A 19,472-nucleotide genomic window follows, 5' to 3' on the forward strand; every position below is an offset into this window, starting at 1 on the left:
CCTCCGCGGCGCATACTGGTCGGCCGAGCCGGAGACATCCGCTCACGACCCGAGGAGCCGCACTGGATTCGCACGTGTTCGACCTGCCCGAAACCCTCGCCGCCAAGGCCGACCCATCGCTCATCGCCGACGACGAGGCGCACTTCGCCGCCATCGCAGAGGCGCTTCGGACTTCCATCGCCGAGGTGTCCGGCCGACTGGCGGCCGAGCTGAGATCGCCCGGCGGAACCGGCCAGGCGGCGCTCGACCGCGACCTGGAAGTGCACCGCCTCACCGGGCGGCTGCGCCTCCTCCGCCGCTTCGGCCTCGACCTGTGTCTCGGCCGGATGGTCGCCGCCGACGGTGCCGCCGGCGCCGACGCCGACCCCGTCTACATCGGGCGACTCGGCCTCACGGCGCCCGACGGCCGACGGCTGCTCATCGACTGGCGCTCCCCCGCCGCCGAACCCTTCTTCGGCGCGACGCACGGCGACCCGATGGGCCTGACGAGCCGTCGCCGGTACCGCTGGAGCCGCGGCCGCATCACCGACTACTGGGACGAGGTGTTCACCCCCGACGCCCTCGCCGGGCACGCGGCTCTCGACGACCGGTCCGCGTTCATCGCGAGCCTCGGCCGCTCCCGATCGGCGCGGATGCAGGACGTGCTCGGCACCATCCAGGCCGATCAGGATGCCATCATCCGTGCGGGCTCCCGCGGTGCGCTCGTCGTCGACGGCGGACCGGGCACCGGCAAGACCGTCGTGGCGCTGCACCGCACGGCGTACCTGCTCTACTCCGACCCGCGGCTCGGTCACCGGCGCGGCGGCGTGCTGTTCATCGGGCCCCATCAGCCCTACCTCGACTACGTCGCCGACGTCCTCCCGGGGCTCGGCGAGGAGGGCGTCCAGACCTGCACCATCCGCGACCTCGTGCCCGAGGGTGCCGCCGCCTCGGTCGAGACCGATCCCGATGTCGCCCGGGCGAAGTCATCGGCCGAGCTCGTGCGGGCCGTCGAACGCGCCGTCGACCACTACGAACGACCACCACGTGCAGCCATGATGGTCGAGACTCCCTGGGTCGACGTGCCGGTCGATGCCGGCGCCTGGGCCGAGGCGTTCGACGCTCCCGAACCGGGCACCCCGCACAACGAGGCGCGCCTGCAGGTCTGGGAGGAACTGCTCGACGTAGTGACCGAGCGGCACGGCGACGACGCCGAACCGGAAGAGCTCCGCGCCGCACTCGCCGACAGCCGCGAACTGCGCACGACCTTCAACCGGGCGTGGCCGGTGCTCGACCCGGCCGGGGTGATCGCCGACCTGTGGTCGGTGCCCGCGTACCTGCGGCGGTGCGCGCCGTGGCTCGCCGACGAGGAGGTGGACCTGCTGCAGCGCGCAGACCCTCGTGCGTGGACCGTCGCCGACCTCCCCTTCCTCGACGCGGCCCGGCAGCGCATCGGCGACCCCGAGGCATCCCGCGACCGGCGACGGCGCGAGGCCGCGGCGGCCGCCCAGCGCGAGGAGATGTCGCGCGTCATCGACAACCTGCTCGAGGCGCAGGTGCACGACGACGGCGAGGGCGTCATGACGATGCTGCGTGGTGAGGACGTGCAGCGCTCGCTCGTCGACGAGGCCGAGCTGCCGAGTCGCGACGCCGACGAGCTCGCCGGTCCGTTCGCCCACATCGTCGTCGACGAGGCCCAGGAGCTGACGGATGCCGAGTGGCGGATGGTGCTCGCCCGGTGCCCGTCGCGCAGCCTCACGATCGTCGGCGACCGCGCCCAGGCCAGGCACGGGTTCACCGGCTCCTGGCAGGAGCGCCTCGCGCGCATCGGGCTGGAGCACGTCGCCATCGCGCACCTCACGATCAACTACCGCACGCCCGAGGAGGTCATGGCCGAGGCCGAGCCCGTCATCAGGGCGGCGATTCCCGACGCCAATGTGCCGGCGTCGGTGCGCAGCACCGGCATCCCGGTCGTGCACGGCGGGGTCGCCGAACTCGACGGGATCCTCGAGGCCTGGCTCGCCGAGCATGCCGAGGGCACCGCGTGCGTGATCTCACGAGACGGCGGCGGTAGCGGTACCGGCTTCGGCTCAGGCGGCGGCGCGGATGCATCCGGTCGTTCTCCGCGCGTCAGGTCGCTGACGCCCGAACTCGCGAAGGGCCTGGAGTTCGACCTCGTCGTGCTCATCGACCCCGAGTCGTACGGCACGGGACTCGAGGGGGCGGTCGACCGCTATGTCGCGATGACGCGGGCGACAGAGCGACTCGTGATCCTCACGAGCGGATGAACCGCCCGCGGGTCAGTCGATCTCGAACGGCTCGGACGACTCGGGCTCTGCCACGAGGTGCAACCCGGCGGTGCTGCTGGCGGAGAGGATCAGCTCCTCGATCCAGATCCGGTTGAGCTTCGGAGCCCGGTTGCCGCTGAAGACGAACAGCACGGGAATCGACTCGTGCATCCACATCGTCGTTCGGCCGCTCCCGCGCTCGACGCCGTGCTCCCAGGTGAAGGCGAAGCTCTCGGCGCGGCGCAGCTTGGTCAGGATTGCGACCCTGAGGTGGGCGAGCGCACGGTCATCGATATCGAACTCGCGCAATGACGTGCTGTAGATGAGCTTGCCCATGCTCCGATCATAGGGCGCAGGGCGCGCGACGGCTCATTCCTGCGCCCTCACTACAGTGGGCGTCCGCCCGTGACGGGCAGGATCGCGCCCGAGACGTACGAGGCGTCCTCCGACGCGAGATACACGTACGCCCCGGCGAGTTCCGCCGGCTGGCCGGCCCGGCCGAGCGGAGTGTCCCGACCGAATTCGGGGATCTTGTCCGGCCATCCGGTCGCAGGGATCAGCGGTGTCCAGATCGGCCCGGGAGCCACGGCGTTCACACGGATGCCGCGGGGTCCGAGCTCCTCGGCGAGCGCCTTCGTGAACGCGACGAGTGCGGCCTTCGTCATCGCGTAGTCGACCAGGCGGGAGGAGGGGTCGAAGCCCTGGATCGAGGTCGTCGTGATGATGCTGGCCCCCGCCGACATGTGCGGCACTGCCGCGCGCGCCAGGAAGACGGGCGCGAACAGGTTCACGCGCATCACGGACTCGAAGTCGTCGGTGGGGATCTCGTCGATGCCGCCCCGGTCGCGCTGGTGCGCAGCGTTCAGCACCAGCAGATCGAGCCCGCCGAACGTCGAACGTGCTCGCTCGATCACCTGCTCGCAGTGCGCCTCGGACCGCAGGTCGCCCGGGAGGAGGAGTGGCATGCGCCCGGCGTCCTCGATCCAGCGCGCCGTCTCCTCGGCATCGCTCGCCTCGCTCGCGAGATAGGAGATCGCCACGTCGGCGCCCTCGCGGGCGAACGCGATGGCGACCGCACGACCGATGCCGGAGTCGCCGCCGGTGATGAGCGCCTTGCGCCCGACGAGACGATGGGCGCCGCGGTAGCTCTCCTCGCCGTGATCGGGCGTCGGAGCCATCTCCTCGGTTCGTCCCGGCGGTTCCTGCTGCTGGCGTGGGAAGGGGCCCGACGGATGCTTCGTGGTGGGGTCGATCAGGGACTCGGATCGCGACATGGTCGTCCTCCTGTTTGTCGTGCTGTTCAGTGGAATTTCACGGTACGAACGATCTGCTGCACCCGGTAGGGGGTTGACAGGCGTTCCGGTGTGATCGGGCCTCTCGGCTCAGCCGACCCGAGTTCGTCTCACTCGGCCCGCGGAAATGGGGCGTCGACGAGCAGTCGCGCCAGGTGGGCGGCGTTCGCCGCGGCCGTCGCCGTGGCGGAGGCCGTCTTCTCCGGAGTCTTCGGGAGGTCGAGGTAGTCGGTGGTCTGCATGGCCTCGCCGTTCCAGTAGGTCGAACCCTGGGCGGGGATCGTGAAGCCCACGTCGCCGAGGCCCTGCTGCACGTCGGCGACGACCGCGTGGGCACCGTCTTCATTGCCGACGACGGCGACGATCGCGACCTTGCCGAACATGGTCGGTCGGCCCTCCTCGTCGACCTCGGCGAGTTCCGCGTCCAACCGTTCGAGCACCCGCTGGGCGACGGAGGACGGATGACCGAGCCAGGTGGGGCTCGCGAGCACGACGATCTGCGAGTCGAGGATGCGGCGCCGGATCTCTGGCCATTGATCGCCGTGGCCCTCGTCGGTGCCGACGCCGGGCCGGATGTCGTAGTCGACGATTCGAAGGGTCTCTCCGACGACCCCGTGCCTTGCGAGTTCGGTCATCGTCTCCGTTGCGAGCTTCGCGCTGCTCGACGGCGCGGGGCCGGGCTTCAGCGTGCAGACGAGCGCCACGGCCCGAAGGGTTGAGGCTTCCATGGCCGCCATGGTGCCGGGTCGGTACGGCGGCGGCGAGAGGGTTGACAAGACAGGTGCCGACCGTCGCCCGCTCGGGCCCCGCTCGACGCCGGCCGAGTAACACCGGGCTGCGGACCGGTCAACCCCTTCCGGCGGGGCCGCAGCGACGGTCACACTCGACGCACCAGCGAAGGGACGTCGAAATGCTGCGATTCGGCATCGAGGAGGAGTTCATGCTGGTGGATCCGCGTCGCCTCGTGCCGATCGCCCGGGGCCGCGACATCCTCGACCGGCTCGCAGCCCGTCAGGATCTGGCGCCGCAGCTCAGAGGTGAGTTCCTCGCGGCCCAGATCGAGTACGCGACGACGGTCCACAGCGAGATCGGAGCGGCCTGCTGGGAGCTCGCCGCGTTCCGCACGGCGCTCCGCGACGCGGCCGGCGACCTGAGCGTCGCCCCGCTCTCGGCGGGCACCCCCTTCGACGTCGCCGAGCCTGCGACGATCGTGCCGACGGACCGCTACCTGCGCATCGCCGCAGAATTCGGCGAGATGCTCGTCGAGCACCAGGTGAACGGCTTGCACGTCCACGTCGAGGTGATCGACCCCGATGCTCGCGTGCGCGCCCTGAACGGAGTCCGCGAATGGCTGCCCTTCCTTCTCGCGATCACGGGCGATTCGCCGTACTGGCACGGTCGCGACACCGGTTTCGAGAGCTGGCGCAATGTCATCCTCCGCCGGATGCCGACGGCCGGATGCCCGCCGGAGTTCGCAGATGCGGCGGACTACCGTCGACGCACCGAGCTCCTGGTGGACATGGGGGCGGTGCTCGACCCGGGCTCGATCGCGTGGGCGGCTCGCCTGTCGGAGCGGTATCCCACCGTCGAGGTGCGGGTGTTCGATGCGCAGCTCTCCCTCGACGACACGCTGACGGCTGCCGCGCTCACGCGTGCCGTCGTCGACGCCTCGGTGCGGAGCCCGGCCCGCCACGGCGCACCGGCCGAACTCGTCGACGCCGCACTGTGGGAGGCAGGACGCCGGGGCGCGGCCGCGCGCCTGCCCGATCCCCGCTCCGGCACGCTGCGCCCCGTCTGGACCCTCGCCGAGACGCTCGTCGAGTGGCTCCGTCCGTCGCTCGAGGCAGCAGGCGACCTCGAGGTCGTGATCGAAGGACTCGAGCGGATACGCCGCGATGGAACCGGCGCTGCACGGCAACGCGAGCGGTACGGGAGCGCGGGAGTTGCCGGTCTCCGCGAACTGTGCGCCGAGTCCTGCGACGGCCCGCTGCGGCGAGCACCGGCACCGGCGGCGATCGACGAGGTCGCCGTGCTCGTGTCAAGCCCCTTTCCTCCCGCCGCCCGTCGGGGCAGCGTGGCCTCATGACGAATGACGCCGGAGGACTGCCTGCAGATCCACGCGATCCCGTGCAGGACGAACCGATCATGGCCGACAACGACGCGTCGACCCGCGCGAAGTGGGAGGGCATCATCACGCAGACCCGCGCGGACCTCGGCCACCACAACGCGGACGAGATCCGCCGAGCGCTCGCCCAGCGCGTCAGCGATGCGCAGCTCGCCGTTCCCGCCGGCGAGCTCGACCGGGTGGCGCGGGAACTCGCGGCGACCATCGACGACCGGGATCGATTCGACCGCACTATCGAGCACGGCGGCGAGTGATGCGCGGGGGCGCCCGTCAGGTCCAGTCGACCGAGTGCATCCACCCGGCGATGTAGGCGCGCTCGTTCTCTCCAAGTCGAACGCCGAGACGCGGCGCGCGACCGGGGTCGAGATCGCAGAGTTCGAAGATGCGCCGAACGACGACGGCCCGCAACGGCGCGTCGACGTTCTCCAGCACCTCGCGTCGGAGCGGGCGCTCGAGCATCGGCCACCACAACCCGATCGGGGGAAGGCCGCCCACTCGAGCAGCGCGTTCGTCGTGTGGGTGTTCATCGAGTACGGAACTCATTGTGCAGGCTCCTCGCTCGTCGGTGTCGTCTGCAGTGCGCACGGTCACGACGGCGGGACCGGCATGTCGAAGCTACGCGCGACCGCTCGCCGCGGATAGGGATTGACTTTCCGGCGTCGAGCACTCCCGGGGCGGATTCGTTCCCGCGGCCGGCCCGAACCTCCCGCGATGCATACGCAGCACCGGCGGGGCAACCCCTTTTCGCCCCCGACGCCGCTGGAACACCATGGTCGGAACACGAGCAGGACCGGCCCGTCTTCACCGGCCGCCCTGCGCGACGACGAAGGAGAACTCTGATGGTCCGACAGACGCTCGACACCCCGACGGAGCTGTTCCACTTCCAGCTGCGAACGGCCCTGACCATGGAGAACGATTCGCTGGCCGCGCTCGAGGAACTGGCGAAGGCGGCCAAGAGCGCCGAGGTGAAGAAGTTGTTCCGCCACCATCTCGGCGAGACCAAGGAGCAGGTCGCCAATCTGCGGAAGGCGTTCGACGCCGTCGACCTCAAGGTCTCGACTGCGCCCTCGCCGAGCACGAAGGGCATCTCGAAGCAGGCCGCCTCGACGCTGGAGCGCAGCGCGCCGAAGCTCCGGGATCAGGTCGCGCTCTCCTGCGCCCTCGGCAACGAGCACTACGAGATCGCGGCCTACCAGTCGCTCATCGTGCCGGCGCAGACGTTGGGGCTCTCCGACGTGACCGCGTTGCTCCAGGCGAACCTCGACCAGGAGGTCCACACCAGCGAGGAACTGCGCACCACGCTGCAGAAGATCCTCGCCTAGCCCTCCTACGGCGCCCGGGCGGGCGGCGCCTCCCGGCGACATCCGCATGCTCCGGCCGCCTGTCAAGCCCTCGACGGGGAAGGCGGCCGCAGCCTAGCCTTGCGGCACAGTATGGCCCCCGTGCCCTCGGGCAGGGGCCGTTGAAAGGAGTCTCCCATGAACATCCTGCTGATCATCGTCGTCGTCATCGCCGTGATCCTCGCGATCACCGGTGGCCTCGTGCAGTCCCTGAACTTCCTGCTCTGGGTCGGACTCGTCCTCCTCGCGATCGCCGTGATCGCGTGGCTCATCCGGATGATCGCCGGTCGCAACACCGTGTGACGCAGCACCGTGTGAGCGGACGACCCGACATACGCGGGCGAGCGTCCGACGTGCCGGCGGACTTCAGGGCCGTCATCCTCGTGAATCCCGATCGGAACGATCTGGACCACGTGCGGCGACGCTTCGGGCTCCACCCGCTCGTGGTGACCGACCTCATCGCGGGCCGTCAGCATCCCAGATTCGAATCGTTCGACGACCACCGCTACCTCACGGTGTGGGATCTCAACCCGAGGAGTGACGGCTCGACGCGCGCGGAGACCGACATCGCCATGGTCCTCCATGACGATGGCGGTCTCCTCGTCGTGCAGCGAGGGCCCGATGAGGGTCGGCGCAACCTCGAGGCGCTCCTCTCCGAAGGGGGCGGGAGCGACGACGGAAGCCGGCCGGCGGTGACCTCGGCGCTCTCCGCCGCGTACCGCATCCTCGATGCCGTCGTCCGCGACTTCGTCGAACTCGGCGCCGGTGTCGAGAGCGACCTCGACGAGGTCGAGGCCGAGGTCTTCGACAGCGGCGTCCGCGAGGACTACCGCCGCATCTATCGCTTGCGGCAACGCATCGGCAGGATCGACCGGGCGGCGTCGGGACTCGCCGCGGCGCTTCGCGCCGGCAAGTCCGAGTTTGAGAAGCTCGCTGCGGCCGAACCCACGCTACGGCCGTACCTCGAGCACCTCGAGCATGCCGCAGAGGGCGTGGCGAGCCTCGCGTCGGCCGAGCACGCCGCCCTCGACGCCGTCGTCTCCAGCCACGAGAGCAACGTCGCCACGCGCCAGAACCAGGACATGCGCACGATCTCCGCGTTCGCGGCGCTGCTCGCGATCCCGACCGTCGTCGCAGGTCTCTACGGCATGAACTTCAAGAACCTGCCGCTCATCCAGTGGGAGTTCGGCTGGGTCGTGGTCGGCGCCGCACTACTCGTGCTCGACCTCGCCGTCTACTTCGCATTCCGTCGACGGGGATGGCTCGGCAGGAGCCCGGCGAACGACGAGACGGCGGCAGGAGCCGGGTCCTCCGAGAACGGGGGCGACGAATCATCCGAATCGCATGATGTGGCCCGGAAAGCGAAGTCATAGCCTCTCGGCAGTCGCAGTGAATCTGCGTGAGACGAAACGAAAGGCCGTCCGGCATGAACAGCTTCTGGGACTTCATCATCTGGCTCTTCTGGTTCTACGTGGTGATCGCGTGCATCTGGGTGTTCATCACGGTGATCGTCGACATCTTCAGGGACCACACGCTCAACGGGTGGGCGAAGGCGCTCTGGGTGCTCTTCCTGGTGTTCGTGCCGTTCCTCGCCGCGTTCATCTACCTGATCGCACGCGGCCGCGGCATGGCCGAGCGCAACGCCGCACGGGTCGCAGAAGCACAGGCTGCGAGCGCCGACTACATCCGGAACGTCGCGGGCTCGTCCGCGTCGTCATCGGCGTCGGAGATCGAGAAGGGCAAGCAGCTGCTCGACAGCGGCGCGATCACTCCGGCCGAGTTCGACGCGCTCAAGGCGAAGGCCCTGCAGTCCGCGTAGAGCGTTCGCGGGCGGGCGCCCGCCGACCGTGAGATCCCGGCCTCGCTCGAGGCCGGGATCTCCGTCGTTTCCGGCTCCGCCATCTTTCAGACTCCATCTTCAGAACGGCCCGATTCGCGAGCTTGTCAAGTCCTTGGAACGCCCGCGATCCGTTCCGATAATCGAATGAGTCGGTGTTCCGAGAACCGACGGAAGGGCCGTACGCAGACGCGAGATCGACGCACCCCCGGCTCAGGTTCCCCCCAGGGCCGGGAGCGTGCGGCCCTTCACCGAAGATTGGAGGTCACGGATGCTTCGAGCAGTCAGCAGCGAGAAGGTCGACCTCACGCCCTTGAGCGACACGATGTGGCGGGTCTGCGACAGCCGCTTCGAAGAAGGGGCCCTGCGCATCATCGGGTACGTCCAGCAGGTCGGCGGCGAGTACGAGATGATGTGGATGCGCCCGCGACTCGGCGTCGTCCGCCGCTACGGCAGCTTGGATGAGGCCCTCCGCGCGATCCGCGAGACGATCGACTGAGCCGTTGCCCATGAGGGCGCGAGTCACCCGGCGGCGCGGTACCGCTCGAGCGCGCTCAGTCCGGAGGCGATGGCCCCGAACAGCACGGCCGCGATCGGCCAGATCACCCAGGAGACGCCCCAGGCGCTGCCGATGAAGCTCCAGGCGAGGAAGATCGCGACGACGAGCGGCCAGTAGAACGCCGCGACCACGCCGACGATGCTGCGGCGTTCAGTGCCGACGAGCCCGTCGTCATCGGTCTTCGTGAGCGTCTCGGCGACCGACTGCGCCCAGTTGGCGGGGATGAAGACGAGGAGCCCGGTCGCGACCATGAGGAGCGTGCCGGCGACGGCGACGCCGATCCAGCTGTTCGTCACCGCGGGCGGCGCGAGCAGGCTGATCGCGAGCACCGGGGATGCGGCGAGGATCCAGAGCCCGATGGCGACCTGCAATGCGGTCGCCCGCTTGGTCGCGACCTCCGCCGCGAGCGCTTCAGCCCACCGATCGACACCGGGAACGGTTGTGAAGTCGCCCGCCGCGAGCCGGCGGAACGGCGCGAGCTCATGATCACGACGCACCACCATGAGCACGCCCGTGACGACGACGACGAAGAGGCACGCGAGTCCGATCAGCACGGCAGGGTCCTGGTCGAGCCCGATCGCTCCGCCCGAGCTGAGCGTCACGAGCGCGACGAGTGGCGCAGGCGAGACGACGAACATCGCCACCGCGAGCGCCAGCCGCGGCTCGGTGCGGCGGCGCACGTCGGCGTATCGCTCAGCCTCCTCGCGAGTGACGGGTGCCGGCGCGGGGCGCTTCGCAGCGCCGGAGACGTCGGTCGCTGGAGGCACCGTCGTGGCCGACAGGGCAGGGGCGCTCGCGGCCGATCCCGGCGCGATCTCGGCCGAGATTCCGAGCTGCGGCGCGAGCTCGTCGAGGTTGCCGAATTCGGTGATGACCCGGCCGACGGCCTCGTTCTCGCTCAGACCCGCGGCGAGGTAGCCCGTGTAGGCGTCCTCCATCATGGCGTGAAGTTCGGCCTTGGCCTCGAGCAGGCGCGGGGTCTGCGGGTAAGCACTGAACATCGTCTCGAGGTAGGCGGTGATGACGTTCATGCTTCTGCTCCTTCGATGAACCGGTCGACGACCGACTTCGTGTCGCGCCATTCGGCGACCTTCTGCTCGAGATGCTCGAGCCCGTTCGCCGTGATCTGGTAGTAGGTGCGCGGCTTGCCCGACGCCGAGGCACCTGCGTACGAGGTGACCAGGTTCGCGCCTTCGAGCCGTTTGACCGCCGTGTAGAGGGTGGTCTGCTTGATCGTGTACTCCGTGCCGGTCACGGCGTGGATCTGCTGCGCGAGCTCGTAGGCGTACGACGGCCGCCGGCGCAGCAGCGAGAGCACCATGAGGTCGACGTAGCCGCGGATCGCATCGGCGCTGATCATGCTGACCTCCATTCGAACTCCTGTATACCGCACTGAACGTACTATGTGTGCCGTAGTACGTCAAGCGGTGAGTCATGGTCGGCAGGCGCGGTCGATCGAGCCTGGCGAAGGGAGGCCCGGGCTTGGATCGCGGGAGACCGCTGGGCGCGACTGCCGATTGCGCGGCATCGACCAGGCCGAGAGATCGGCGTGTTAACGAAGAAATCCCGGCCTCTTTCGAGACCGGGATTTCTTCGTCTTGGTTGCGGGGGCAGGATTTGAACCTACGACCTCTGGGTTATGAGCCCAGCGAGCTACCGAACTGCTCCACCCCGCGGCACAAGAAGAAACACTATCACGACATTTCGGTTCCGTCGAATCGAGGCGAGCCGGGTGATGAACCGGCGACGAAGCCGGGCGACGGATGCCGCGACATCCGCTGCTCGCAACCGCGATGCCCGAGCACTTGCTGCACGCGACGCACGATTCGATGGAGGAATCCGCAACGATCTCGCCACACAACGCAGTTGATCCTCCATTCTTTGTTAAGACTCTTTCCAAACTCCATCCGACCTTGCTACGGTCGCCGCAACCGTTCACCCAGTACGGCCCCGACGACGATCGATGAGGATTCAATGTCACCACGCCATCTGCTCCGCGGAGCGGCGATCGCGGCCGCCGCCACCGCACTCATCGCCGCCTCGGCGGCCACCCCCGCACTCGCGCACGGCAACGGCCCGCACGGCGACCACGACCACGCCGATTCCGCCGGCCCGACCGAGATCAACGGCTACCGCTCGGTCGGCTACCTCATGTCCGACACCCCGGTCACCCGCGACTACCAGATCGAAGACCTGCTGCGCACCGGGGCGATCGACGACGTCACCCACATCAATTACGCCTTCGGCAACGTCACGACGAACCTGAAGTGCGAGATCACAGACGAACCGGGCGAGGGCGACGCCCAGAACGACTACCTCCGGCTCGTCTCCGCCGAGGACTCCGTCGACGGCAAGAAGGACAAGGCGAACAAGCACCAGCGCCTCGCGGGCAACTTCAACCAGCTGCGGAAGCTGAAGGAGGTGAGCCCCGACACGAAGGTGCTCATCTCGCTCGGCGGCTGGACCTGGTCGGACAACTTCTCCGAGGCGGCATCCACCCCCGAGAGCCGCGCCGCGCTCGTCTCCTCGTGCATCGACGTCTACCTCAAGGGCGACCTGCCGAAGGTCGGCAACCTCGGCGGCCCGGGCGCCGCGGCCGGCATCTTCGACGGCATCGACGTCGACTGGGAGTGGCCCGTCAACGGCGGCGAGACGGCGAACGCGAAGCCTGAAGACAAGGAGAACTTCCTCGCGCTCATGGAGGAGTTCCGCGCGCAGCTCGACGTCTACGGCGCCGAGACCGGCGAGCGCTACCTGCTCACCGCGTTCGGCCCCGCCGGCGGCTGGAACACGAATGCCGGCGGCTGGAACACCGCTCGCCTCTTCGACTCGATCGACTGGCTGAACGTGCAGGGCTACGACTACGCCGGCGGATGGACCGGCAACACCGGCCACCAGGGCAACCTTCACCCCGACGGCGCCAACAACTGGGGCCTCGCGATCGACAACGCCATCGCGCTCTACACCGCCGGAGGCGCCCGGCCCGACCAGCTCAACGTCGGCCTCGCGGCCTACGGGCAGGGCTGGACCGGCGTGACCGTCGGCGATCGCGCCGGGTGGACGCCCGACCCAGCGGTCACCGCGATCGGCACGAAGCCGTACTACGAGATCCGCGACATCGGCGAGGGCTACTTCGACCCCGCGCTCGGCGCCTCCTGGCGCTTCGACGCCGCGAGCGGCCAGTGGTGGAGCCTCGACGACCCGAAGTCGGTCACCGCGAAGGCGGAATGGCTCGCCGAGCAGGGCTACGGCGGAGCGATGTGGTGGGACCTCTCGGGCGACTACCGCAACGAGCTGGGCAACGCGCTCGGCGACACGCTGCGCTCGGCCGACGAGGGCCCGCTCGACTGATCTCCCCCAGAAGGCCGGATGCCTCGGAGCGTGCTCGCTCCGAGGCATCCGTGCCGCTCAGGGCCGTGGTCTCGATACGCGCTTCGCGCTACTCGACCGACGGAGTGACGGTTCGCGCTACTCGACCGACGGGGTGCGCGGCGACGCGACGAGCTCGTACGAGAGCGGCAGCCACTGCTCGGCAGGCCAGCCCCACATGCCGTCGCCGACGTCGACCGTCGCCGGGAAGATACGCCACGGCACCCGATAGTGCTCGGTGAACGTCTCGACGTCGAGACCGGCGTCGCGGAGCGCGCCCAAGACCTCCCCGAGCGGATGCATCCACTCCCACGTGCGCGCATTGGCGAGGGATGCCTCAGGGTCGGCGTAGTCGCTCGGGTCATCGATCACGTCGGGCGACTCGTTCACATACGGATATGTGAACACCGGCAGGCCTCCGGGCCCGCCGTCGCCGTCGAACACGAACGCCGCGGGGTGCCCGTCGGCGAAGTAGAAGCGGCCGCCCGGCTTCACGAACCACGACACGATGCGCGCCCACTCCGCGACATCCGGAAGCCAGCCGATCGTGCCCCACGAGGTGAACACGAGGTCGAACGACTCGGGCTCTGGCAGCATGTGGCGGGCGTCGTAGACGTTCGCCTCGATGAACCGGGCGCGATGCGAGAGGCCGAGCTCATCGGCCATGCGACGCGCCTCGGCGACCGCCTGCGGCGAGAAGTCGATGCCGACGACGGTGGCACCGAGGTTCGCGAGTGACAGTGTGTCGGAGCCGAAGTGGCACTGCAGGTGCAGCACCCGCACGCCCTCGAGCCTGTTCGGGTAGAGGCGGGTGAGCGCCTCGCGCACGATCGGATCGAGCACGTCGCCGCCCTCGCGAAGCCTCGTTCGGTCGTACATATCGGATGCGACGTGCACCGCGACGCGTTCGTCCCAGTTCGCGAGGTTGTCGTCGAGCCACTCGCCGTCACGCAGATCGACGACCACGTCACTCCTCCTTGGTGGCCTCGAGCAGCTGGGCGATGATCTGCGCGAGCTTCGCGTCTGCTGCACCGTATGCCGCCCAGTCGCCCTCGGCGAGAGCGGCCTGCTTGTTCTTCAGCGCCACCGATGCCTCGTTCAAGAGGGCCTGCACCTCGTCGCTCGGAGCGACCGGCGTCTCACCGCCGTCGCCGCCCTCCTCGGGCGGAGTCGGCGTGGCGCCCGGGTCCACCTCGTTGTCGCCCGCGTCGGCACCCGAGTCGCCGCCGAAGAGCACGTCGAGCGCGAGGTCGAGCGTGTCCTGGAAGGCGATCTGGTCGCCGAAGGCGACGAGCACCTTCTGCAGCAGCGGGTAGCTCGTGCTTCCCGTCGACTCGACGTAGACCGGTTGCACGTAGAGCAGGCCGCCGCCGACCGGCACGGTGAGCAGGTTGCCGTTGATCACGTTCGACTGGCCCTGCTTCAAGAGGTTCAGCGATTGGGAGACCGTCGGGTCGGAGTTGAACTTCGCCTGCACCTGGCCTGGGCCCGGCACGTTGTCGTCTTCGGGCAGCGTCAGGAGTCTCAGCTTGCCGTAGCCGTCGGCACGCTCGCCGTCGGTCGCTCCGGCATCGGCGTCGACCGCGAGGTAGCCGCGCAGCACGTTGCGGCTCTGCTCGCCGCGTGCCTCGGGGATGAAGGTCGAGTAGAGCGAGTAGCTCGGCTCGTCTTGACCGGGCATCTGCATCGTCAGGTAGTACGGCGGCTGCAGCAGCTGGCTGGCGGCGTCGGCCGTCGGGTCCTTCGGCGTCGTCCACGCATCTTCACGCGAGTAGAACGGGATGGCGTCGGTGACGTGGTAGCGGCCGAGCACTTCGCGCTGCACCTTGAACAGGTCTGACGGGTAGCGCACGTGGCTCATCAGGTCGCCCGACATCTCGCTCATCGGCTCGAGCGTCGTCGGGAACACCTTCTGCCAGGTCTGCAGGATCGGGTCCTTCTCGTCCCAGGCGTAGAGCGTCACCGTGCCGTCGTAGGCGTCGACGGTGGCCTTCACCGAGTTGCGGATGTAGTTGACCTCGTCGAAGGCGAGCGCCGGTGCCTGGGTCTCGCTGTCGGCGATGGCCTCGCTCATGCTGACCTTGTTGGAGTACGGGTACTGGTCGGAGAGCGTGTAGCCGTCGACGATCCAGACGATCTTGCCGTCGACGACCGACGGGTAGGTGTCCGTGTCGAGCGTCAGGTACGGCGCGACCTTCTGCACGCGCTGCACGGGGTCGCGGTCGTAGAGGATCTGCGAATCGGTCGTGACCTGGTCGGAGAGGAAGATCTGCTCGGACTGGAACTTCAGCGCGTACACGAGCTTCGTGAAGGCGTTGTCGAGCTTCGGTCCACCGTCGCCCTCGAACGTCGTCTGCGTCTGGTCGGCGCCCTCGGAGCCCGACGGGTAGTCGAGCTCGATCGGCTTCGCATCCTTCGGCGCACCGACGATCGAGTACTGCGGCGAGGACTCGCCGAAGTACACGCGCGGCTGGAAGTCGCCGAGCACGCCCGACGACGGGATGCCCGACTGCAAGAACACGGGCTGGCCGTCGACCGAGCGCTGGTTGCCCGCTGCAGCGACGAGGCCGTAGCCGTGCGTGTAGACGAGGTGCGAGTTGAACCAGGTCTCGGCGTCGCCGAGGCCCGAGAGGTCGACGTCGCGCACGGCGACGACGGTGTCTTGCGAGGCTCCGTCGATCTCGTAGCGGTCGACGTCGAGGGCCGACGGGAACTGGTAGTACTGACGGAACTGCTCGAGCTGCTGGAACGCCGGGCCGATCACGAGCGGGTCCATGAGGCGGATGCTCGCGGTCGTTGCTGCGTCTTCGCGCAGCGCGCCCTGCTCGGCGTCGGTCTTCGCCTCGAACGGGATCTCCTCGACCTCGGCGATGCCGTAGGCATCGCGCGTGAGGTCGATGTTGCGCTGGATGTAGGGCTCCTCGAGCGAACGGGCGCTCGGGTCGACCTGGAAGCGCTGCACGACCCACGGGTAGAGCGAGCCGATCAGGAGGCTCGAAACCACGAGCAGCGCGGTGCCGACGAGCGGCAGGCGCCAACGACCGATCATCGCAGTGATGAAGAAGAGCACCGCGACGACCGCCGCGATGGCCGCGAGGATGCCCCGGCCGGGGATCGTCGCGTTGACGTCGGTGTACGAGGCGCCCGTGATGAGCGAGCCCGTCTCGGTGACGGTCGCGTACTGGTCGAGCCAGATGCTGACCGCCTGCAGGAGCAGGTAGATGCCGGCGGTCACGGCGATCTGGATGCGGGCCGACTTCGAGATGACGACCTCGCGGCCGCTCACCCGGAGTGCACCGTAGAGGTAGTTCGTGGCGATCACGAGGAGCAGCGACAGTAGCACGACCGCAGAGGCGAAGCCGACGACGGAGCGGTAGAACGGCAGCTCGAACACGTAGAAGCCGACGTCGAACCCGAACTGCGGGTCGGTCGTGCCGAACGGCGTGCGGTTCAGCCACGCGAGCGTGCCCTCCCAGCGCGTCGAGGCCGAGACGCCCGCGAAGATGCCGAGCACGACCGGCACGCCGTACATCGCGAGGCGGCGGAGCGGCTCGAAGACCTCTTGATACCGGTCGAGCTGCGAGTTCAGCTTCGCGTAGACGGGCCGCGACCGATAGGCGATCTGGATCGAGCCCCACACGGGCAGCGCCATCGCCACGAAGCCGATGAGGAACAGCACGATGCGCGCGATCCACTCGGTGGTGAGCACCGAGAGGAAACCGAGCTGGTCGTACCAGAGCACATCGGCGTAGATTCCTGCGAAGGCGAAGAACGCGACGACGAGCGCGGCGACGACGCCGATCGTGATCGCGATCGGGGCGCGCCTGCGCTGGATCCTCGGTTCTTGCGACTGTGCTGACACTCTCGGCCTCGTGTTCGGTCGGGATGGGATCGGGATTCCATCCTAGAGTTGCGTTCCTTGGAATCGCCTGTTCAGGCGGGACAGGAGGGGTAGGACCCCGTGACCTCGCCGTCGGCGACGTCTTCGACGATCTCGCGGGCCTCGTCGAGGGTCTTCACGGCGAAGACCTCGACCCCGTCGGGCACGTTGCCGGTCACCTCGTCACAGTTCGACTCGGGGGCGAGGAACCAGTCGGCACCGGCGCGCTCGGCGCCCCAGAGCTTCTGGCGGATGCCGCCGATGGGCCCGACCCGGCCCGCCGAGTCGATGGTGCCCGTGCCCGCGATGATCTCGCCGCCGGTCATTGGCCCCGGCGTGAGCTTGTCGACGATGCCGAGCGCGAACATCATGCCGGCGCTCGGGCCACCGACGTCGTCGAGCTGCAGCTCGACGTCGATGGGGAACTCGTAGACCATCCGAACGCCGACGCCGATGACGGGAGTGCCGTCGCGATCGGCCGGGGTCACCTCGACGGTCAGCGGGTCGCCGTCGCGGACGATCTCCACCTGCGCCGGGGCATCCGTGCCGTGCTCGCGAACCGCCGTCTGCAGTTCGTTGATCGAATGCACCGGCGTGCCCGCGAAGGAGACGATGACGTCGTCGGTTTCGAGGATGCCGTCGGCGGGCGAGTCCTCGAGGAGCCCGGCGACCGTGACCTCGCGCGGGAAGTCGTAGTCGAGCTCGACGAGCGCCGCCGCGATCGCGTCCTGCTGCGAGTCGACCATGGCGGCCTGGTTCTGAGCGTCGCGGTCTTCGCTGCTGATGCCGGGCGGGAAGATCGCCTCGACGGGAATGACCGAGCGTGTGCGGTCGAACCAGGCGGCGACGACCTCGAGCCAGTTCGGCGTCTGCCCCGGCCGGCCGACGACCGAGACCGTGAGCAGGTTGAGCTCACCCTCGGTGGGGTAGGTCGTCTCATCGGGGATCGCGATGAGCGGCACTTCTTCTTCATCGCCGTTCTCGGCGACGCCGAGGGTGTCGTAGACGGGCCCGGGCTGCTCGATCACGTACGGCGATGGCATGAACGCGAAGACCACGCCGATGACGATCGCGACCGTGACCGCGATCCATCCGATGCGCTCGCGCAGTGGGCGACGCCCCTCGCTCGTCTCGGCGTTCCAGCGGGACCCGTCGGACGCTGACGTCTGGTTCTGCGCTGGGGACTGATTCGACAGTGGGGTCTCGTCGTCGAAGAGGCTCAACCGAGATCCTTCCGGGCGGTGTTCGAACTCGCGTGCCGGCCCTGTTCGCGAAGGGCGGACACCCGGAACGACCAGCCTAGGCCATTTCCCAGACTCTCCGCCGTGCGCCCGCGTTACGGTGGAACCAGACGCACTGGGAGGTGGCGAAAGTGGCCGATCGGCAAGATGAGCCCGACGACCGGAGCCCCGAAGACGAGTTCCGCGAGATGCTCCGCGAGATGCTCTCGGGCGGAGGCGGCATCGATCCGTCGAGCCTCGTCGGTGCTGCAGGGCTGCCCAACGACCCGGCGAGCCTCGCCGCGCTGTTCTCGCAGTTGCAGCAGGCGATGAACAAGGCCGACGACGGCATCGACTGGAGCGTCGCGGTCAAGCAGGGCGAAGAGCGCGCGGCGACCGGTCAGCGCCAGATCGAGGGCGACGAGCGGGCGCGGTTCGACCAGGCCTTCCAGGTCGCCTCGCTGTGGCTCGACGAGGCCGTCGACTTCGGCGCGCTGCCGAGCACTCCCGAACTGCTGACCCGGCGCGCCTGGGTCGCGGCCACGATGGCCATCTGGTCGCAACTGGCCGAGCCCGTCGCCCTCTCCATCTCCGACGCCCTCACCCGGGTGATGAGCGAGCAGGCCCCCGAAGAGATGCGCTCGATGATCGAGGGCGCGAGCCGCATGATGCGCGGCATCGGCGGGGCGCTCTTCGCGATGCAGCTCGGGCAGGTCGTCGGCCAGCTCGCCACCGAGGTCGTCTCAGGCGGCGACATCGGCATTCCGCTCCTCGACGACGGCAAGGCGGCGATCCTGCCGCAGAACGTCGCCGAGTTCGGCAACGACCTCGACATCCCGACCGACCAGATCGAGCTCTACCTCGCAGTGCGCGAACTCGCCCACGCACGGCTGTTCCGGCACGCACGCTGGCTGCGCCTGCACCTCATCACGGCGATCACCGCCTTCGCGCGCGGCATCGACATCGACACCGAGCGACTCGAAGAGCTGGCAGCGGGATTCGACCCGTCGAACACGGAAGAGCTGCGCAACGCCGTCGTCAACGGCGCCCTCATCCGCCCGAAGAGCGAGCCGCAGCAGGCGGCTCTCGCGCGCCTCGAGACGATGCTCGCCCTCGTCGAGGGCTGGGTCGACGCGGCGACCGCCGATGCCACGGCCAGGCTGCCGAAGTCCGTCGCCATCGCCGAGACGATCCGTCGCCGTCGTGCGTCGGGCGGCCCGGCGGAGTCCGCGTTCGCCACCCTCGTCGGTCTCGAGCTCCGCCCCCGCCGCCTTCGCGAGGCCACCGCCATGTGGCGCGCGGTCACCGAGGCCGTCGGCGTCGAGGCTCGTGACGCGCTCTGGTCGCACCCCGACCTGCTGCCGACCGCCGAAGACCTCGACGACCCGGCACGCATCGTCGCCCGCCTCACCGGCACCGACACCGCGGAGGCCGAGGCCGACGACGAGTTCGACCAGGCGCTCGAGCAGCTGCTGCGCGGCGAGACGCCGGCGGCACCCGGAGAAGACGGCGAGGAGCCCGCGAGCTGATCGCGCGGTGAGCACGCCCTCGCCTGTGGAAGGATTCCGCGGGCCGGGGCGCGA

19 protein-coding genes and 1 tRNA gene are annotated in these 19,472 nt (G+C 69.0%); 10 read left to right on the forward strand and 10 right to left on the reverse strand.

Features of this window, described 5'->3' with window-relative positions:
• Positions 1 to 74 precede the first annotated feature (74 nt).
• Complete coding sequence (helR, locus tag VPH61_RS11940; RefSeq protein ID WP_332063704.1) at positions 75 to 2,267, forward strand: RNA polymerase recycling motor ATPase HelR; 2,193 nt, start codon at positions 75 to 77, stop codon at positions 2,265 to 2,267.
• Between the two features lie 12 nt (positions 2,268 to 2,279).
• Here helR and VPH61_RS11945 read toward each other — a convergent pair whose 3' ends face one another.
• The 3 genes from VPH61_RS11945 to VPH61_RS11955 form a co-directional block, all read right to left on the reverse strand.
• A complete protein-coding gene (locus VPH61_RS11945; RefSeq protein ID WP_332063705.1) occupies positions 2,280 to 2,603 on the reverse strand; it encodes a DUF7882 family protein in 324 nt (107 codons plus the stop codon).
• Between the two features lie 50 nt (positions 2,604 to 2,653).
• Complete coding sequence (locus VPH61_RS11950) at positions 2,654 to 3,541, reverse strand: SDR family oxidoreductase (RefSeq protein WP_332063706.1); 888 nt, start codon at positions 3,539 to 3,541, stop codon at positions 2,654 to 2,656.
• A 128-nt stretch (positions 3,542 to 3,669) separates the two neighbouring features.
• Positions 3,670 to 4,287, reverse strand: coding sequence for a flavodoxin family protein (locus VPH61_RS11955; RefSeq protein ID WP_332063707.1), 618 nt, complete (start codon positions 4,285 to 4,287; stop codon positions 3,670 to 3,672).
• 182 nt (positions 4,288 to 4,469) lie between these two features.
• On the opposite strand from VPH61_RS11955, the gene VPH61_RS11960 reads away from it, so the two are divergent.
• Together VPH61_RS11960 and VPH61_RS11965 are read left to right on the forward strand one after the other, a co-directional pair.
• The gene (locus tag VPH61_RS11960; RefSeq protein ID WP_332063708.1) at positions 4,470 to 5,645 is read left to right on the forward strand and encodes a carboxylate-amine ligase; all 1,176 of its coding nucleotides are present in this window, start codon (positions 4,470 to 4,472) and stop codon (positions 5,643 to 5,645) included.
• A complete protein-coding gene (locus VPH61_RS11965; RefSeq protein WP_332063709.1) occupies positions 5,642 to 5,938 on the forward strand; it encodes a hypothetical protein in 297 nt (98 codons plus the stop codon). Before VPH61_RS11960 ends, VPH61_RS11965 begins: the two co-directional genes overlap by 4 nt.
• 16 nt (positions 5,939 to 5,954) lie before the next feature.
• On the opposite strand, the gene VPH61_RS11970 is transcribed toward VPH61_RS11965, so the two are convergent.
• On the reverse strand, positions 5,955 to 6,227 hold the full coding sequence (locus VPH61_RS11970) for a hypothetical protein (RefSeq protein ID WP_332063710.1): 273 nt from the start codon (positions 6,225 to 6,227) through the stop codon (positions 5,955 to 5,957).
• Positions 6,228 to 6,523: 296 nt separating this feature from the next.
• On the opposite strand from VPH61_RS11970, the gene VPH61_RS11975 reads away from it, so the two are divergent.
• The 5 genes from VPH61_RS11975 (at position 6,524) to VPH61_RS11995 (ending at position 9,360) form a co-directional block, all read left to right on the forward strand.
• Positions 6,524 to 7,006, forward strand: a complete 483-nt coding sequence (locus VPH61_RS11975) for a YciE/YciF ferroxidase family protein (RefSeq protein ID WP_332063711.1) — start codon at positions 6,524 to 6,526, stop codon at positions 7,004 to 7,006.
• Positions 7,007 to 7,162: 156 nt separating this feature from the next.
• Positions 7,163 to 7,327: a hypothetical protein gene (locus VPH61_RS11980; RefSeq protein WP_332063712.1), complete on the forward strand. Its 165-nt coding sequence runs from the start codon at positions 7,163 to 7,165 to the stop codon at positions 7,325 to 7,327.
• Positions 7,328 to 7,407: 80 nt separating this feature from the next.
• The gene (locus VPH61_RS11985) at positions 7,408 to 8,397 is read left to right on the forward strand and encodes a CorA family divalent cation transporter (RefSeq protein WP_332063761.1); all 990 of its coding nucleotides are present in this window, start codon (positions 7,408 to 7,410) and stop codon (positions 8,395 to 8,397) included.
• A gap of 53 nt (positions 8,398 to 8,450) precedes the next feature.
• Positions 8,451 to 8,843 (forward strand): SHOCT domain-containing protein, encoded by a 393-nt coding sequence (locus tag VPH61_RS11990; protein WP_332063713.1) that lies wholly within the window; start codon positions 8,451 to 8,453, stop codon positions 8,841 to 8,843.
• A gap of 289 nt (positions 8,844 to 9,132) precedes the next feature.
• Positions 9,133 to 9,360 (forward strand): hypothetical protein, encoded by a 228-nt coding sequence (locus VPH61_RS11995; RefSeq protein ID WP_332063714.1) that lies wholly within the window; start codon positions 9,133 to 9,135, stop codon positions 9,358 to 9,360.
• A 23-nt stretch (positions 9,361 to 9,383) separates the two neighbouring features.
• Here the strand turns inward: VPH61_RS11995 and VPH61_RS12000 are convergent, their stop codons facing one another.
• The 3 genes from VPH61_RS12000 to VPH61_RS12010 form a co-directional block, all read right to left on the reverse strand.
• The gene (locus tag VPH61_RS12000) at positions 9,384 to 10,451 is read right to left on the reverse strand and encodes a permease prefix domain 1-containing protein (protein WP_332063715.1); all 1,068 of its coding nucleotides are present in this window, start codon (positions 10,449 to 10,451) and stop codon (positions 9,384 to 9,386) included.
• The gene (locus VPH61_RS12005) at positions 10,448 to 10,780 is read right to left on the reverse strand and encodes a PadR family transcriptional regulator (protein ID WP_332063716.1); all 333 of its coding nucleotides are present in this window, start codon (positions 10,778 to 10,780) and stop codon (positions 10,448 to 10,450) included. Before VPH61_RS12005 ends, VPH61_RS12000 begins: the two co-directional genes overlap by 4 nt.
• Positions 10,781 to 11,019: 239 nt before the next feature.
• Positions 11,020 to 11,096 (reverse strand) — tRNA-Met (locus tag VPH61_RS12010).
• Between the two features lie 298 nt (positions 11,097 to 11,394).
• Between VPH61_RS12010 and VPH61_RS12015 the strand changes: the two genes are divergently transcribed.
• Positions 11,395 to 12,771, forward strand: coding sequence for a glycoside hydrolase family 18 protein (locus VPH61_RS12015; RefSeq protein WP_332063717.1), 1,377 nt, complete (start codon positions 11,395 to 11,397; stop codon positions 12,769 to 12,771).
• Positions 12,772 to 12,888: 117 nt separating this feature from the next.
• Here VPH61_RS12015 and VPH61_RS12020 read toward each other — a convergent pair whose 3' ends face one another.
• From VPH61_RS12020 to VPH61_RS12030, 3 genes are all read right to left on the reverse strand, one after another.
• Positions 12,889 to 13,755 carry a class I SAM-dependent methyltransferase gene (locus tag VPH61_RS12020; RefSeq protein ID WP_332063718.1) on the reverse strand — a complete coding sequence of 289 codons (867 nt, stop codon included), beginning with the start codon at positions 13,753 to 13,755 and terminating at the stop codon, positions 12,889 to 12,891.
• A 1-nt stretch (position 13,756) separates the two neighbouring features.
• Positions 13,757 to 16,651, reverse strand: coding sequence for a UPF0182 family membrane protein (locus tag VPH61_RS12025; protein WP_332063719.1), 2,895 nt, complete (start codon positions 16,649 to 16,651; stop codon positions 13,757 to 13,759).
• Positions 16,652 to 16,722: 71 nt separating this feature from the next.
• Entirely contained in the window at positions 16,723 to 17,892 is a 1,170-nt protein-coding gene (locus VPH61_RS12030) for a YlbL family protein (protein WP_332063720.1), read from the reverse strand.
• Positions 17,893 to 18,041: 149 nt separating this feature from the next.
• Between VPH61_RS12030 and VPH61_RS12035 the strand changes: the two genes are divergently transcribed.
• Positions 18,042 to 19,418, forward strand: coding sequence for a zinc-dependent metalloprotease (locus VPH61_RS12035; RefSeq protein ID WP_332063721.1), 1,377 nt, complete (start codon positions 18,042 to 18,044; stop codon positions 19,416 to 19,418).
• The last annotated feature ends 54 nt before the right edge of the window (positions 19,419 to 19,472 follow it).

This window comes from Agromyces sp. CCNWLW203 (assembly GCF_036576125.1).
Lineage (GTDB): Bacteria > Actinomycetota > Actinomycetes > Actinomycetales > Microbacteriaceae > Agromyces.

Bases quoted from the DNA above. Each gene is read 5' to 3' on its own strand.
- VPH61_RS11945 (WP_332063705.1), bottom strand. From the start codon at position 2,603: ATGGGCAAGCTCATCTACAGCACGTCATTGCGCGAGTTCGATATCGAT.
- VPH61_RS11950 (WP_332063706.1), bottom strand. From the start codon at position 3,541: ATGTCGCGATCCGAGTCCCTGATCGACCCCACCACGAAGCATCCGTCG.
- VPH61_RS11955 (WP_332063707.1), bottom strand. From the start codon at position 4,287: ATGGAAGCCTCAACCCTTCGGGCCGTGGCGCTCGTCTGCACGCTGAAG.
- VPH61_RS11960 (WP_332063708.1), top strand. From the start codon at position 4,470: ATGCTGCGATTCGGCATCGAGGAGGAGTTCATGCTGGTGGATCCGCGT.
- VPH61_RS11965 (WP_332063709.1), top strand. From the start codon at position 5,642: ATGACGAATGACGCCGGAGGACTGCCTGCAGATCCACGCGATCCCGTG.
- VPH61_RS11970 (WP_332063710.1), bottom strand. From the start codon at position 6,227: ATGAGTTCCGTACTCGATGAACACCCACACGACGAACGCGCTGCTCGA.
- VPH61_RS11975 (WP_332063711.1), top strand. From the start codon at position 6,524: ATGGTCCGACAGACGCTCGACACCCCGACGGAGCTGTTCCACTTCCAG.
- VPH61_RS11980 (WP_332063712.1), top strand. From the start codon at position 7,163: ATGAACATCCTGCTGATCATCGTCGTCGTCATCGCCGTGATCCTCGCG.
- VPH61_RS11990 (WP_332063713.1), top strand. From the start codon at position 8,451: ATGAACAGCTTCTGGGACTTCATCATCTGGCTCTTCTGGTTCTACGTG.
- VPH61_RS11995 (WP_332063714.1), top strand. From the start codon at position 9,133: ATGCTTCGAGCAGTCAGCAGCGAGAAGGTCGACCTCACGCCCTTGAGC.
- VPH61_RS12000 (WP_332063715.1), bottom strand. From the start codon at position 10,451: ATGAACGTCATCACCGCCTACCTCGAGACGATGTTCAGTGCTTACCCG.
- VPH61_RS12005 (WP_332063716.1), bottom strand. From the start codon at position 10,780: ATGATCAGCGCCGATGCGATCCGCGGCTACGTCGACCTCATGGTGCTC.
- VPH61_RS12015 (WP_332063717.1), top strand. From the start codon at position 11,395: ATGTCACCACGCCATCTGCTCCGCGGAGCGGCGATCGCGGCCGCCGCC.